The organism is Micromonospora sp. M71_S20 (assembly GCF_003664255.1).
Lineage (GTDB): Bacteria > Actinomycetota > Actinomycetes > Mycobacteriales > Micromonosporaceae > Micromonospora.
Genome location: NZ_RCCV01000005.1, coordinates 1 through 13,835, shown reverse-complemented (window position 1 = coordinate 13,835; position 13,835 = coordinate 1). Strand labels below are relative to the sequence as shown.

13 protein-coding genes and 3 pseudogenes are annotated in these 13,835 nt (G+C 76.3%); 9 read left to right on the top strand and 7 right to left on the bottom strand.

What is annotated here, in order from left to right:
* Positions 1–13: 13 nt before the first annotated feature.
* The 8 genes and pseudogenes from gvpJ (DER29_RS36450) to DER29_RS34990 form a co-directional block, all read left to right on the top strand.
* A pseudogene (gene gvpJ, locus DER29_RS36450) lies at positions 14–190 on the top strand (gas vesicle protein GvpJ); the annotation flags it as partial.
* Positions 191–426: 236 nt separating this feature from the next.
* Positions 427–1,182: a GvpL/GvpF family gas vesicle protein gene (locus DER29_RS32640; protein ID WP_121401503.1), complete on the top strand. Its 756-nt coding sequence runs from the start codon at positions 427–429 to the stop codon at positions 1,180–1,182.
* A gap of 3 nt (positions 1,183–1,185) precedes the next feature.
* Entirely contained in the window at positions 1,186–1,665 is a 480-nt protein-coding gene (locus tag DER29_RS32635; protein WP_121401502.1) for a gas vesicle protein GvpG, read from the top strand.
* Positions 1,625–1,972: a gas vesicle protein gene (locus DER29_RS32630; RefSeq protein ID WP_199729667.1), complete on the top strand. Its 348-nt coding sequence runs from the start codon at positions 1,625–1,627 to the stop codon at positions 1,970–1,972. Before DER29_RS32635 ends, DER29_RS32630 begins: the two co-directional genes overlap by 41 nt.
* 46 nt (positions 1,973–2,018) lie before the next feature.
* Positions 2,019–2,171 (top strand): annotated as a pseudogene (gene gvpJ, locus DER29_RS36445) (gas vesicle protein GvpJ); the annotation flags it as partial.
* Positions 2,172–2,325: 154 nt separating this feature from the next.
* A complete protein-coding gene (locus DER29_RS32620) occupies positions 2,326–3,165 on the top strand; it encodes a GvpL/GvpF family gas vesicle protein (protein ID WP_121401500.1) in 840 nt (279 codons plus the stop codon).
* On the top strand, positions 3,162–3,410 hold the full coding sequence (locus tag DER29_RS32615; protein ID WP_121401731.1) for a gas vesicle protein: 249 nt from the start codon (positions 3,162–3,164) through the stop codon (positions 3,408–3,410). The genes DER29_RS32620 and DER29_RS32615 overlap by 4 nt, the downstream gene beginning before the upstream one ends.
* Entirely contained in the window at positions 3,407–3,847 is a 441-nt protein-coding gene (locus tag DER29_RS34990) for a gas vesicle protein K (protein ID WP_199729665.1), read from the top strand. The genes DER29_RS32615 and DER29_RS34990 overlap by 4 nt, the downstream gene beginning before the upstream one ends.
* A 78-nt stretch (positions 3,848–3,925) precedes the next feature.
* Here DER29_RS34990 and DER29_RS32605 read toward each other — a convergent pair whose 3' ends face one another.
* From DER29_RS32605 to DER29_RS32575, 7 genes are read right to left on the bottom strand one after another with little or no spacing between them, the layout of a single operon-like run.
* Positions 3,926–6,244, bottom strand: coding sequence for an AAA family ATPase (locus DER29_RS32605; RefSeq protein WP_121401499.1), 2,319 nt, complete (start codon positions 6,242–6,244; stop codon positions 3,926–3,928).
* A 22-nt stretch (positions 6,245–6,266) separates the two neighbouring features.
* Positions 6,267–6,800 carry a hypothetical protein gene (locus tag DER29_RS32600; protein ID WP_121401729.1) on the bottom strand — a complete coding sequence of 178 codons (534 nt, stop codon included), beginning with the start codon at positions 6,798–6,800 and terminating at the stop codon, positions 6,267–6,269.
* A 45-nt stretch (positions 6,801–6,845) separates the two neighbouring features.
* Complete coding sequence (locus DER29_RS32595) at positions 6,846–7,583, bottom strand: ATP/GTP-binding protein (RefSeq protein ID WP_121401498.1); 738 nt, start codon at positions 7,581–7,583, stop codon at positions 6,846–6,848.
* Entirely contained in the window at positions 7,561–8,031 is a 471-nt protein-coding gene (locus DER29_RS32590) for a DUF742 domain-containing protein (RefSeq protein WP_121401497.1), read from the bottom strand. The genes DER29_RS32595 and DER29_RS32590 overlap by 23 nt, the downstream gene beginning before the upstream one ends.
* Complete coding sequence (locus tag DER29_RS32585) at positions 8,028–8,498, bottom strand: roadblock/LC7 domain-containing protein (protein ID WP_088998136.1); 471 nt, start codon at positions 8,496–8,498, stop codon at positions 8,028–8,030. The genes DER29_RS32590 and DER29_RS32585 overlap by 4 nt, the downstream gene beginning before the upstream one ends.
* Positions 8,495–11,029, bottom strand: a complete 2,535-nt coding sequence (locus tag DER29_RS32580; protein ID WP_121401496.1) for a sensor histidine kinase — start codon at positions 11,027–11,029, stop codon at positions 8,495–8,497. Before DER29_RS32580 ends, DER29_RS32585 begins: the two co-directional genes overlap by 4 nt.
* Positions 11,016–12,200, bottom strand: coding sequence for a hypothetical protein (locus DER29_RS32575; protein ID WP_121400080.1), 1,185 nt, complete (start codon positions 12,198–12,200; stop codon positions 11,016–11,018). Before DER29_RS32575 ends, DER29_RS32580 begins: the two co-directional genes overlap by 14 nt.
* A gap of 362 nt (positions 12,201–12,562) precedes the next feature.
* Here DER29_RS32575 and DER29_RS32570 point away from each other — a divergent pair.
* Positions 12,563–13,835: pseudogene (locus tag DER29_RS32570) on the top strand (alpha/beta hydrolase); the annotation flags it as partial.

The window sequence follows — 13,835 nt, the reverse complement described above, 5'->3', positions numbered from 1 at the left end:
GGCCGGCGGCGCCCTGGAACGCGGCGGCGCGGGCTCCAGCCTGGCCGATGTCGTGGAGACCGTGCTGGACAAGGGCGTGGTGATCGACGCCCAGGTCTCGGTCGCCGTGGTCGGCATCCAGCTACTGGAGATCAACGCCCGGATCGTCATCGCCAGCGTGGAGACCTATCTGCGTTTCGCCGAGGCGGTCGACCGGTTCGACATCACGCCGAAGAACCAGAAGGGGCTGCCGGACCTGGTCGAGGGAGCCTCCGGGGCGGTCGGCGCCGGCAAGGCGGCGTCCGGGATCGGCAAGACGGTGGGCGCGATCGGCGGCGCGGTCAAGGACGCCGTCGACGAGCTGGGCTCGGACGACCGGGACCGAGACCGGGACCGGGACCGGGACCGCGACCGGCCCCGGCGGCGCCGGGACGAGGAGCGCTGAACATGGCCGAGGAGACCGGGATGTTCATCTACGGCATCGTGCCCTCCGACGTGGAGCCGACCCCGGACGCCGCCGGGGTCGGCGACCCGCCCGGAGAGGTGGCGGCGGTCCGGCACCGCGACCTGGCCGCGCTGGTCAGCGAGGTGAGCCTGACCGAGCCGATCGGCCGGCCGGCGGACCTGACCGCGTACCAGGAACTGGTGGACGGTACGGCGGCCGTGGCGCCGGTGCTGCCGGTGCGCTTCGGCACGGTCGTCACCGGGTCCGACGCGGTCGCCGACCTGCTGGACGCGCACCACGACCGCTTCGCCGCCGCCCTCGACGAGTTCGAGGGCCGGATCCAGTACACGGTGCACGGGCGCTACGACGAGGCGAACCTGATCGCGGCGGTGCTGGCGGACAATCCCGCCGCCGCCGAGCTGGCGGACCAGGTGCGTGGGCAGCCGGAGGCGGCCACCCGGACGCAGCGGATCCGGCTCGGCGAGATCATCAGCCAGGCGGTGGAGCTGCGCCGGGAGGCGGAGAACCGGCAACTGGTCGACACCCTCGGTCCGCTCGTCGTGGCGAGCGCGCCCCGGCCGCCGAGCAACGAGCTGGACGCGTCGAACGCCGCCTTCCTGGTCGACCAGGACCGGGAGGACGAGTTCGTCTCGGCGGTCGAGGAGTACGCCGAGCAGCGCCGCGAGCTGATCCGGATGCGGCTGCTCGGCCCGCTCGCGCCGTACGACTTCGTCAGCGCCCACCAGTTGATGGGGTGACCGGTGGACATCCTGTGGACGCTGCTGACCCTGCCGTACGCGCCCATGCGGGGGCTGACCGCGGTGGTGAAGGTCATCGCCCGGGAGGCGGAGTCGCGGCAGCACAACCCCGTCGACGTCCGGCGGGAACTGGAGGCGCTGGACGCGGCGGCGGCCGCCGGCGAGATCAGCGATGCGGAACGGGACCGGGGGCAGCAGCAGGTGCTGGAGCGGCTGACCGGGGGTGCCCGGCGGCCGGCGCCCGCCCAGGGCCGGACCCCGGCCCGGAACGGCCCCGGGTCCCGCCGGGAGAACGGCGGGACCCGGCAGCAGCCCGGCACGGAACGGGCGCGGCAACCCGGCACGGGCCGGGCGCGGCAGGGCGCCACGGAACGGGCCCGGCAGGCCGGTACGGAACGGGCGCGGCGGGTGCCGCGCGGCGGCGGCGAGGGAGGTGAGCGCGGTGGTGGATCTGATCCGCGGCGACGGCGGTCGGGCGCGTAGGAGTGAGCCCGTCGACGACCGGTACGACGACGAGGAGGAGTACCTCGAACCGATCTCGGCCGTCGAGGCGGCGCGCGAGGGGATGCGGCAGATCGTCGAGTTGACCGGCCGGGATCCGGTGGGGACGACCTCGCTGAAGTCGTCGCGGGACGGCTGGCTGATCGGGGTGGAGGTCATCGAGGACCGGCGGATCCCCAGCTCCACCGACCTGCTCGGCCTCTACGAGGTGGAGCTGGACCTGGAGGGCGGCCTGCTCGGCTACCGGCGGGTACGGCGCTACCAGCGCGGGAAGGGCGAGGTGGGTTGAGATGAGCGTGCAGCCGCCGCCGGTGGTGCAGAACTCCGGTCAGGTCCTGCCCGCCGGGCACGAGCCGGCCAATCTCGGCGACATCCTGGAACGCGTGCTCGACCGGGGCATCGTGATCGCCGGCGACATCCGGGTCAGCCTGCTCGACATCGAGCTGCTGACGCTCAAGCTGCGACTGGTCATCGCCTCGGTCGACACGGCCCGGCAGATCGGCATCGACTGGTGGGAGCACGACCCGTGGCTCAGCTCCCGGGCGCGGCCGCCGGTGGAGCCCGGCCCCCGGGACCCGGAGCAGGTGGAGGCGGAACGCCGTCCCCGGGTCGCCCGGGAGGCCGCCCGCAGGGAGGAGCGGGATGAGTTCGACCGCTGACCTCGTACCCGCCACCGGGCCGGCGAGCCTCGGCGTCGGGGTGTGGCTGCACGGCGTGGCGCGGGACGTCGACCCGGCCCTGCTCGCCACGACCGCCGGGATGGACGGCGCTCCGGTGCGCGCGGTGCGGGCCGCGGGCCTGGTCGCCGTCGTCAGCGCCGCGCCGCTGGCCGAGTACGGCGAGGAGGCGCTGCGCCGCAACCTGGAGGACCTGGCCTGGCTGGAGCGGGCGGCCCGGACGCACCACGCGGTGGTCGCGGCCCTGTCCCGCGGCGGCGCCGTGGTGCCCGCCCGGCTCGCCACCGTCCACCACGACGAGGCCCGGGTGGCGGGCCAGCTCACCGCCCGCCGGGTCGAGCTGACCGCCGTCCTGGAGCGGCTCACGGGCCACGACGAGTGGGGCGTCAAGGGGTACGTCGTGCCGGGCGCGACGCCCCGTCCGGCGGAGCCCGCCGGTTCGGGCGGGGCCGGGGCGGCGTACCTGCGGCGGCGCCGGGCCCAGCTCACCGCCCGCGAGGAGGGGCAGCGGATCGCCGCCGACGCCGCCTCCGCCGTGCACGGGGCACTGGCCGGGCACGCGACGGCCGCCCGACGCCACCCGCCGCAGGACCGCCGGCTCTCCGGGGCCCCCACCGCCATGGTGCTCAACGGGGCGTACCTGGTCGGGCACGGGTCGGTCGCCGGATTCCGCCAACTGGTCGGCGCGCTCGCCGAGCGGCATCCGGAGATCCGGCTGGAGCTGACCGGCCCGTGGCCGCCGTACTCCTTCGCCGAGGAACGGCCCCCCGGGCCGGCGCTCACCGTACGGGAGCCGGCGTGGTGACCACGTCGCTCGCGGCCAGCAGCGCCGACGACCCGCTGGCCTACCGGCCGGTGGCCCTGGTCGACCTGCTCGACCGGGTCCTTGCCACCGGCGTGGTGATCAGCGGCGACATCACCATCGCCATCGCCGACGTCGACCTGGTCCGGATCTCCCTGCGGGCACTGGTCGCCTCCGTCGGCGCGCTCGCCCCGCCGGAGCTGCGGGACGCCGCTGCGGCCGACGTCCCGCCGGGAACGCCGGCATGACCGCCCCCGGCGATCCCGCGGGCGGCCCGGACGGCCCGGGCGGCGGGGCCGGGACAGCGGGCGTGGGCCGCGCGGGCGGCGGTGGCCCCCGCCGGGACGAGGCGGCCGAACTCGCCGCCGCGCTCGGCGACACCCGGTGGCAGCCGCCCCGGGTGACGCCGCTGGACCGCCGGCTGGCCGTCGACCGGGACTCCGTCGAGCGGGGGCTGGCCAGCCTCGTGCTCACTGTGATCGAGCTGCTGCGGCAGCTCATGGAGCGACAGGCGCTGCGCCGGGTCGACCTCGGCGACCTCACCGAGGAGCAGGTCGAACGGATCGGCACCACGCTGATGGCCCTCGAGGAGCAGATGACGGGGCTGCGCGAGTACTTCGGCCTCACCCCCGAGGACCTGAACCTCGACCTCGGGCCCCTCGGCCCCCTCCTGCCCACCGACTGACGAATCGTCCACGACATCAGCCCGACAGCGCCCCGGCGGGCACACCCTCGCTCCCGGCCGCGCCGTGGGAGCCGGCGCTCAGCCGCCCCGCTTCTCGGCGTACGCGGCTAGCCAGGCGACCTGGGCCGGGTCCAGGGACGGGCGGACCCGGGCGCGGGCCGCCGCCACGTGCGCGGCCGTGACCGTGGACGCCGTCAGCGACTCCCGCATGGCGGCCAGGGCCGCCTCCCGCACCAGCGCGGCACAGTCCGCCGCCGAGAAGCCGTCCAGCTCCCCACCCAGCTCCACGAGGTCCACCTCGGGCGCCAGCGGCACGTTCCGCGCCGAGGCGCGCAGGATCTCCGCCCGCGCCGGCCCGTCCGGCGGCGGCACGTAGACCAGCCGTTCCAGCCGTCCCGGGCGCAGCAGCGCCGGGTCGACCAGGTCGGGGCGGTTCGTCGCGCCGACCACCACCACGTTGCGCAGCGTCTCCACGCCGTCCAGCTCGGTCAGCAGCGCGGCCACCACCCGGTCGGTGGTGCCGCCGTCGCTGGCCTGGCCGCGTACCGGGGCGAGCGCGTCCACCTCGTCCAGGAAGATCAGGGTGGGGGCGGCCTCCCGGGCCCGGCGGAACAGCTCGCGGACCGCGCGCTCGCTCTCGCCGACCCACTTCGACAGCAGCTCCGCGCCCTTCACCGAGAGCACGTTCGCCCGCCCCGAGCCGGCCAGCGCCGTGACCAGGTAGGTCTTGCCGCAGCCGGGTGGGCCGTAGAGGAGCACCCCGCGCGGCGGCTGCACGCCGAGCCGGGCGAAGGTGTCCGGGTAGGTCAGCGGCCAGAGCACCGACTCGGTCAGCGTCTCCTTGACCTCCGTCAGGTCGCCCACGTCGTCCAGCGTCACCGAGGCCAGCTCCAGGGTGGAGGCGGCCATGGTGGTCGGGCGGACCACCTCCAGCGCGGCGGTGAAGTCGGCCATCGACACCGTCGGCGTCTCGGCCGACTTCTGCCGCAGCGCCGCGCGCACCCCGGCCTCGCGGAGCAGCGCGGCCAGGTCGGCGGCGACGAAGCCGGGGGTACGCCCGGCGACCTCGTCGAGCCGCACGTCGTCGGCGAGCGGGACCTGCCGGGTCAGCACCGTCAACTGCTCCCGGCGCAGGGCCGCGTCCGGCAGCGGCACGCTGATCCGCAGCGAGAGCAGGTCCGGCGCGCGCAGCGCGGGGTCGACGGCCTCGGGCCGGCCGGTGGTGCAGACGACCGCCGCCCCCGCCCGTACGGTCTCGGCGACCACCTGCCGGAACACGGTCGCCACCGGGCCCGGCCCGTCCGCCGGGGCGAGCGCCTCCACGTCGGTGACCAGCAGCACCCCGGGGCCGTCGGCGCGCGCCTCGGCGGCGGCGGCGCGCAGCCGGTCGGCGGCGGCCTGGTTGGTCAGCGCGGCCACCTCGGGGGCCCAGAGTGGGCTGACCCGGGCCCCGACCCGGGCGGCCACGGCCCGCACGAGCGCCGCCTTGCCGGAGCCGGCCGGCCCGGCGATCAGGACGCCCAGCGAGACGGTCGTGCCCAGCCGGCCGAGCACCTCCCGGTGGTGGAAGCCGAGGTCGAGCAGCTCGGTCAGCTCATCGGCCTGCGCCCGCAGCCCGGGCAGCTCGTCCACCGCGGGCGGCGCGTCGTCGACGCTCCCGGCGGTCCGCCCGGTGGCGTCCACGGCGCTCGGTGGGCGTACGTCCGCCAGGCCGCCGCCCGTGGCGGGCGGCCAGCCGGGGGCGGTCCCGTTCGCCGTCGGGCCGGCCGCGTCGAGGCGTCGCCCCCGCCCGGCGGGCCCGGTGCCGGCGGAGCCGTGGGTCGCCTGGCCGTGTTCCCAGCCCACCACCGTGTCCATGGTGACCAGCGAGCCGGTGTCGGGCTCGGCGGCGACCACGGCGAGCAGCGTGCTGGTCCAGGCGTACCCGACGCTGTTGGAGAGGCTGCGCCGGGCGGCCTCCACCAGGCTGCGCACCGAGGCGTCGGGCAGCACGTCCTGCGGCAGCAGCGACACGTCGTCCCCGGTCGTCACCACCTTGCCGAGCAGGGCCAGCCGGAGCATCTCGGGCGAGACCACGGCGGCGATCTGCGCCGGACCGGCGAGGAGCACCCGCCGGGCCGGCGTGACCGGCAGGCGGCTCACCGCCACCTGGGCGCCGTCGCGGATGCCGAGGTTGCCCAGCATCAGGTCGTCGGCGTAGAGCAGCGCGGTGCTGGCGGTCGGCTCGGCCGGCGCGACGATGCCGGCGGTCACCCGCCGGCCCGCCAGCCGCACCGGGTCGCCGGGACGCAGCGCCAGCGCGGTGAGCACCTCCGGGTGCAGCCGGACGACGCCCCGTCGGGCGTCGAGGGCCGCCGGCCGCAGGCTCGCGGTCAGGGTCAGGTCGGGTTCCGCCACCGCCCGACCCTAGCCGCCGTGGTCACGCCCTGCCCGCCCCCGGCGCGTTCCGTGCTCCGCGAGGAGCGTCACCATCCCTGAGCAGGGAGGGGTCGCGGCGGATCAGCTCGGCCAGCCGCGCCGCCGGGTCGGGGGTCAGCCCCTCCTGGGCCGGCGTCCAGGCCGGCACCGTCTTGACCGACATCGGCCACGCCGGCGGCGGCGCGGGGGCCTCCGCGTCGACCGTCACGCCCGCGTCGGTCCAGGCGACCCGCAGCGGGTACGCCTGCCCGTCGTGCTCGACCCGGATGCTGACCGCCGTGCCGGGGTGGCCGGCCACCACCCGACGGACCGCCTCGGCGATCTCCACCACGGGGTCACGGGGTTCCGCGCCCCGCCGCGCGTCGGCCCAGCCGGGTCCGGCGTTGCGCCCCTCGCCCCGGACGTCGGCACGCCCGGGGTCGGATCCGCCCCGCGCCTCCGACGCCGCGACCGCCTCCGCGTCGGCCGCCCGCCGCCGCAGCGCCTCCTCGCGGCGGGCCATCCGGGCCAGTGTCTCGTCCAGTCCACCTCTCATCACGACCACCCCTTCTCGTGAAACGGGTCGAACCGCCGGAACGGTTCAGGACTTCCCCTCCCGGGTGGCCCGCTCGAGTGCGCGGTCCAGGACGACCAGCAGGGCGTCCCGCACCGAGAGCCGGTCCCGGGCGTCGAACTGCACCAGGGGCACGTGGTCGCCGACGGCCAGCGCCCACCGGATCGCGTCGAGGTCGTGCGCCAGCCGTCCGTCGAAGGCGTTCACCCCGACCACGAAGGGCAGGCTGGCCCGCTCGAAGAAGTCGATCGCCGGGTAGCAGTCGTCCAGCCGGGCGCTGTCCACCACGACGAGGGCGCCGAGCGCCCCCCGGGCCAGGTCGTCCCACATGAAACCGAACCGGGCCTGCCCCGGCGTGCCGAACAGGTACAGCTTCAGACTGCGGTCGATGGTGACGCAGCCGAAGTCCATCGCCACCGTGGTGGTGGTCTTCGCGGAGCGTACGCCCGGGTCGTCGACGCCGATCCCGGCGGTGGTCATCTCCGCCTCGGTGGTCAGCGGGGCGATCTCGGAGATCGCGCCGACCGTGGTGGTCTTGCCGACCCCGAAGCCGCCGGCGATGAGGATCTTGACCGGGATCGGCGGTGCGGCGGCCGGCGCCGGCCGGGGCACGGCGGCCACCCCGGTGGCCGGCGCCCGGTGCGGCGGCGGAGCGGACGCGGCGGGTTGCGGCCCCGTCGGGGAGCCGTACCGGGCGGCGGCGCTGTTGGCGGCGACCCCGCCCAGCGGGGCGACCGGCCATTCAGGAGATCGCACGGAGTCCATCAATCACTCGCAGGATGATGTCGGGATCGAGGGCGTCGGCGCCCTCGTGCACGTCCAGGTGGCCGGCGGCGCGGAGGTCGCCGACCAGCACCCGGGTCACGCCGAAGTGCAGCCGGGTACGGGCGGAGATCTCGGCGACCGAGATCGGCTCGTCGCAGAGCGAGACGATCGCCTGCAACTCGGGCGCCAGCCAGGTCGGCGCCGCCCGGTCGGCCGCCGGCCGGGCGGTCACCTGCGTCTCCAGCCCGATCGCCGGGTCGGTGCCGGCCACCCGCCCGGCGGTGAGCACGAACGGGCGCGGGCCGGCGGGCCCGTCCTCGGTCGCCGGCGCGGCCGGGGTGGCCGGCAGGCCGGGCCGGGCGTCGTGCGGGGACGACGCGCGCAGGTAGGGCCGGATCCGGACCGTGGGTTCCGGGTCCGGACCCTCGCCGGCGACCTCGGGGGTCATTGCTGGGCGGCGTTCTTCAGTTCGGCGATCAGTCTCGGCGTGAGGGCGCCACCGGCCCGCCCGGCGAAGAGCGTCATCTCGTAGGCGACGGTGCCGAGGTTCGCCGAGCGGTCGGCGACCACCCCGAGCACGGAGCCGCTGCTGATCGCGCTGATCAGCAGGTAGCCCTCGGCCATGTCCACGACCACCCGGTTCAGCCCGCCGAGGGCGTACCAGCTCGCGGCGCCGCCGGCGAGGCTTGTCATGCCGGAGACCACCGCGGCGAGCCGCTCCGCGTTGGAGCGGTCCTTGATCGCCGACATGGCCATCAGCAGCCCGTCCGACGAGACGGCGATGGCCTCCAGCACGCCGGCCGTGCTGGAGGTGAAGGAGTCCAGCAACCAGTTGAAGGTGCGCGCCTCCGGGCTCAGGTCCCCGGCGCCCGGGTTCTGGTGGTCGACGTTGTCGTGCAGGAAGGGGCTGGTCACCGTGATGTTCCCTCTTCGTAGCGGCGGTCTTGGCTGACTTCACGCAGAGCGCGGGCGACGCCCGCCTCGAACGCGGTGAGGAGGTCGCGGACCTCGTCCGGGTTCTCCGGTGGGCTGACGGGCTGACGGGCCGGCGTGGCGGTCAGGTTCGCCCCGGGCACCCGCCGGGTCAGCCCGGCCGGTGCGGCACCGTCCGGCGTACGCCGGCCCACTCCGGCCCGGCGTACGCCCGACTCGACGGCCTCGACGAGGGCGCGGGCGGCGGCCGGGTCCGCGTCGGTGACCTCCACCGGCCCGGGCTTCGGCGGGGCGGCCGGCGGCCCGGCCGGGGGCAGGCTGGCGCCGGGCACCCGCTGCCGGACGCCCCGAGGAGCGGCTGCGGCCGGTGCGGGTGGCCCGGTGCCGGCCGGTGCCCGCAGCTCGACGCCGGCCGGCTCGCCACCGGAGCTGAACGCGTCCCAGGAGGCGCCGGACTCCAGGCTGCGGGTGGCGCGGCTCAGCAGCGCCGCGTCGAACCCGGACGGCGTAGCCTCCGGGGCCGCGCCGACCGCCGCGTCGGACCCGGCCGGGGCCGCGCCGGCCGCCGCGCGGGGCCGGGCGGCCTCCGGCGCGTCGGTCGGGCGCCGGTCGCGGGCGGGTACGGCGGCCCGGGCCACGGTCACGCCGGCCCGCTCGGCGCGGTGGACCACCAGCGACGTCTCCGGGACGTCCAGGTGCGCGGTCACCCCGCCGCCGGCGGTCGGCGTCAGGCGCACCTCCCAGCCGTGCCGGCGGGCCAGCCGACCCACCACGAAGAGCCCCAGCACCTCGGTCGGCGCGAGATCGAGCCGCTCCCGCCGGGTGAGTCGGGCGTTCTCCTCAGACAGCCGTTCCGGGGCCATGCCGATGCCCCGGTCCACCACGGTCAGCCGGGCGCCGGAGCCGGTCGGCTCACCGCCCACGGTGACCCGGGTGTGCGGCGGGGAGAAGACCGTCGCGTTCTCCATCAGCTCGGCCAGCGCCAGGACGAGGTCGCCGACGGTGCCGGGCGCCACCGACACGCCGGGCGGGACCTGCACGTCGACCCGGGTGTAGTCCTCGATCTCGCCGAGCGCCAGCCGGACCACGTCCCCGAGCGGCACCGGCGCCACGTGGGGGTCGGCGCCGGCCGAGCCGGAGAGCACCACCAGGCTGCCGGCGTTGCGGCGCAGCCGGCTGGAGATGTGGTCGAGCCGGTACAGGTGCTCCAGTCGGCCGGGGTCGGTCTCCTGCCGCTCCAGCCGGTCGATCAGCGCGATCTGCCGGCCGACGAGGTTCTGCGTACGGCGGCCGACGTGGCCGAACATCTGGGCCACGTTGCGCCGGCCGGCGACCTGCCGTTCCACGAGCCGGGCGGCGGTGCTCTGCACCCGGTCGAACGCGCGGGCCAGGTCGCCGATCTCGTCGCGGGCGCGCACGTCGACGGGGTCGAGGCGTACCGGCGCGGCGCCCTCGGTCTCGTCGTCGGCGACTCGGGTCAGCTCCGCCTCGGCGACCCGGGCCACCCGGTCGGCGGAGCGGGTGAGCCGGGTCAGCGGCCGGGCCACCGTCCGGGCGACGGCCGCGCTGAGCAGCACCACCAGGGCGAGGATCAGGGTGACGATCCCGCCCACCAGGTACGCCTCGGTCAGCGCCCGGCGTTGCTGCCCGCTCACCTCGGCGATGACGTCGGCGACGAGCTTCTTCTCGATGAACTGCCCGAAGGTGATCATCGAGCGGACCGACGGGAAGAGCGCGTCCAACGGGATGTCCCTGGTCGCGCCGGCCGGGTCCAGCGCGCTCCTGGTGAGGAAGTCCGCGCTGGTCCGGGCGGCCACGGCCGCGTCGTTGAGCGTCACCAGCTTCAGCTGCTCCGGCGTGATCAGGCTGCGGAACCCCTGGTTGTCCGCCCGCAGCCCCGCCATGCAGGCGACGTACGAGGCGCTCGCCCGGGGCGAGCCGGTGGCCTTGACGAGCACGATGAGGGTGGCGCAGGCGCCCATCGCCTCGTCGACGCGGAGCAACCCGTCCAGGGCCAGCACCTGCCGCCCGGCCGCCGTGTCGGTGTCCACCCCGAACGGCAGCCGCAGCGCGTCGATCAGTCCCGTGCTGACCGGCCCGTACGCGGCCATGATCTGGTCCGGGCTGGCGGTGCCGGCGAGCACCGCGGCACGCAGGTCGGTCAGCCCGCGTACGCCGTGCAGGGCCTCGGTCACCTCCGGCGGCAGCAGGCCTGCCGGGGCGGCCCGCAGGTCGGCGACCCGATCGTCCACGCCGGCGGTCTTCTGCATCAGCTCGCTGCGGGTGACCCGGCCGAGCAGCAGCCCGACCGAGAGGACGCGCTCCTGTTGCAGGTCCTGCACGAGGCTGCCGATCCGGCTGGCGACGCGGACCCGGTCGGCGATCTCGCCGGCCCGTTGCGCGGCAGCCACGCGGTCGAGCACCGCCGGCACGGCCAGCGCCACCATGCTCAGCAGCGGGATGACCACGAGCAGCGCGAGCTTGCCCCGGATGCGGAGCCTAGCGAGCAGCATCGAAGGTCCCCCACTGCGCGCTCCCGGGCTCGCGGGCCGAACCCGCGGGCTGGAGCTGACGCGGTTCCGTACCCCGGGCGGCGCCCGGCTGCCACGGCGTGTCCTCCGGCGGGGCGTCGGCGCCGTACCGCTCCCGCCGGGCCTGTGCCGCGCGCCCGGAGGCCCGCCGGACGGCGGCGAGCCACACCGCGCCCAGCGCCGCCCACAGCAGGACGGCCAGCACCCCGGCCGCCACGGTCAGCCAACGGTCCCGGTCCAGGTCGCGGGAGCGTCCGGCGAGCAGCGCGTCGAGTTCGTCCAGGATGACGGGCTGGAGCTGCTCGGCGGCGGTCTGCGCGTTGTGCCGGGCGCCGGCGATCCGCGCCTGGTCGGTCTCGGCGTCGCGACCGGCCGGCGCGGAGTGGGCCGCCAACGCCTCGACGGCCCGCTGGTAGGTGTCGAGCGGGTTCAGCACGCTCGGGCCGAGGTCGGCGCTCTCCGAGCTGTCCACGGCGGCCCGCAGGTCGGTGACCAGGTCGCCGGCCGGGGTGAGGACGCCCACCCGGAGGGCGGCGATCTCGACGGCGGTGCGGTTCCGGTCAGCGGCGGGCCGGCGGGCGGCGAGCACGGCCAGGTCGGCCAGCCGTCCGGTCGCCACCACCGTCTCGGGCAGGTCCCGGGTCGCGTGCTGGAGGAAGAAGGAGTCCGGTCGGGGGTCGCGGACGAGCCCGGACGTCTCCCGGACCTTGCCGTGCAGGGCCAGCAGCAGGTCGGTGGCCTCGCCGTACGCGGTGAAGGCCGCCTCCGGGTCGGCGGGGCCGCGGGCGCCCAGCGCCTCGATCCTGGCCCGCAGGCCCGCCCAGCGTTCCTGGGTGCGCAACTCGTCGCCGATCCGCGCGTCGACGGAGGCGGCGGCCTCGACCGCGCGGGTCAGCGCCTCGCTGGTGACGGGCCGGGCGGCGACGGCGGCGGACTGGGCGTCGACCAGGGCGTGGGTGACCGGGGCGAGGGCGCGCAGGTACTCCACGCCCAGCCGTTCCCGCCCGGCCAGGTCCCGGTCATCGGCCGTGAGCTGCCAGGTCTGGACGAAGAGCAGGGCCATCGGCGCGAGCAGGGCGACGAGGAGCAGCAGCGGCAGTACGCGGCCCACCGTGGTGGGCCGCCGGGGGGCCGGCGGTGCGGGGACGGTCATGTCTGTCTCCTCCGGCGGGAGCACGGGATCGGTGGGGTGTCGGGGGTCGACGGTGAAGTCCCGTGCACCGGACCGGAAAACTAACCGACCAGCGGGGGCCGTTCCGGCCGCCGGACGGTCAGCTTTGCGTCATGAAGCCCGAAGTAGCCGTTGGGTCACCCGTCGGGCACCGTGCGTGCCGGGGCAGAGAGTGACAAGGATGGATCGGAGAGGATTTCCGACGAACATCGGAATTCACGTGATCCGAATTCATCTCGGTGGGACGGTCTGGACCGCGCCGGTGCGACGCCGATCGGATCAGCCGGACGAACGTACGGAGGATCTCAGCCAACGCTCAGGATCCGGGCCGTACCGTGTGCCGAATGAGATCGCCGTTGTCGGCCGCGTGGATCCGGCGTGCCCTGCCCACCCGCCGACGCGCCGTCGCCGCGACGGTGGTCGTGGTGCTGCTCGCCGCCGCCGTGACCTGGGCCGTCCTGCCGCAGGAGCCGGCCGTCCGCACCGAGGCGGCGTTCGTGAACGTCCCGCTCCGGGCCGGCCGGGAACGAGCCCGTCGACCTGGACACCACCTTCTACCTGCCGGAGGACGCCTCGGCGGCGAACAAGGTGCCGGCGGTGCTGCTGGCGCACGGCTTCGGCGGCACCAAGGAGTCCGTCCGCGCCGACGCCGAGGAGTTCGCCGGACGCGGCTACGCGGTGCTCACCTGGACCGCGCGGGGCTTCGGCCGCAGCGGCGGGCAGATCCACCTGGACCACCCGGACTACGAGGTCCGGGACGCCGAACGTCTGCTGGACTGGCTCGCCGCCCGGCCCGAGATCCGCACCGACGCGGCCGGGGACCCGAAGGTCGGCGTCGTCGGCGGCTCGTACGGCGGCGGCCTGGCGCTGCTGCTCGCGGCGCAGGACCAGCGCGTCGACGCGATCGTGCCGATGATCACCTGGAACGACCTGTCCCGCTCCTTCCTGCCGGAGAGCACGGGCAAGGAGCCCACCGAGGGCGTGTTCAAGTCCGGCTGGGGCCGGCCTCTTCTTCGGCGGCGGCGGCAACGTCGGCTCCGGGGCCGGCCGGGCTCTCCGGGACCAGCGCCGCCCAGCCCGAGGGGGCGCCCGCCTCCGCCGGCCCCGCCCAGCCGGGGCCGGGCGCCGGTCCGGGCACCGGACCGGGGCGCGCCCCCGCCGGGGCCGCCGACCCGGCCTGCGGCCGGTTCGCCGCCGACATCTGCGCCGCGTACCTGCGGATCGCCACCACCGGTAGGGCCCGACCAGGCCGCCGTGGACCTGCTGCGCCGCTCCAGCCCGGCCGGGGTGCTCGACCGGATCAAGGCGCGACCCTGCTGGATGCAGGGCGAGGCGGACACCCTCTTCCCGCTCGGCGAGGCGGACGCCAAACGCGCGCGGCATCGCCGCCGCCGGCACGCCCGTCCGGGTGGCCTGGTTTCACCGGCAGGGCACGACGGCGGCGAGGGTCCGAAGACCGACTCGGACCGCGTTGAAGTTTCCTGACCGTGCAGTGGCTCGACCCACTACGTCAAGGGCGAGGGCGAGGCACCGGGCGACGACTTCACCTGGTCCGCATCGCCGGCTTCGACGCCCTCGACCGGGGACTGGTGGCCACCGGCTACCGCTACGCCGACT

Bases quoted from the DNA above. Each gene is read 5' to 3' on its own strand.
- DER29_RS32640 (WP_121401503.1), top strand. From the start codon at position 427: ATGGCCGAGGAGACCGGGATGTTCATCTACGGCATCGTGCCCTCCGAC.
- DER29_RS32620 (WP_121401500.1), top strand. From the start codon at position 2,326: ATGAGTTCGACCGCTGACCTCGTACCCGCCACCGGGCCGGCGAGCCTC.
- DER29_RS34990 (WP_199729665.1), top strand. From the start codon at position 3,407: ATGACCGCCCCCGGCGATCCCGCGGGCGGCCCGGACGGCCCGGGCGGC.
- DER29_RS32600 (WP_121401729.1), bottom strand. From the start codon at position 6,800: ATGAGAGGTGGACTGGACGAGACACTGGCCCGGATGGCCCGCCGCGAG.
- DER29_RS32595 (WP_121401498.1), bottom strand. From the start codon at position 7,583: ATGGACTCCGTGCGATCTCCTGAATGGCCGGTCGCCCCGCTGGGCGGG.
- DER29_RS32590 (WP_121401497.1), bottom strand. From the start codon at position 8,031: ATGACCCCCGAGGTCGCCGGCGAGGGTCCGGACCCGGAACCCACGGTC.
- DER29_RS32580 (WP_121401496.1), bottom strand. From the start codon at position 11,029: ATGCTGCTCGCTAGGCTCCGCATCCGGGGCAAGCTCGCGCTGCTCGTG.
- DER29_RS32575 (WP_121400080.1), bottom strand. From the start codon at position 12,200: ATGACCGTCCCCGCACCGCCGGCCCCCCGGCGGCCCACCACGGTGGGC.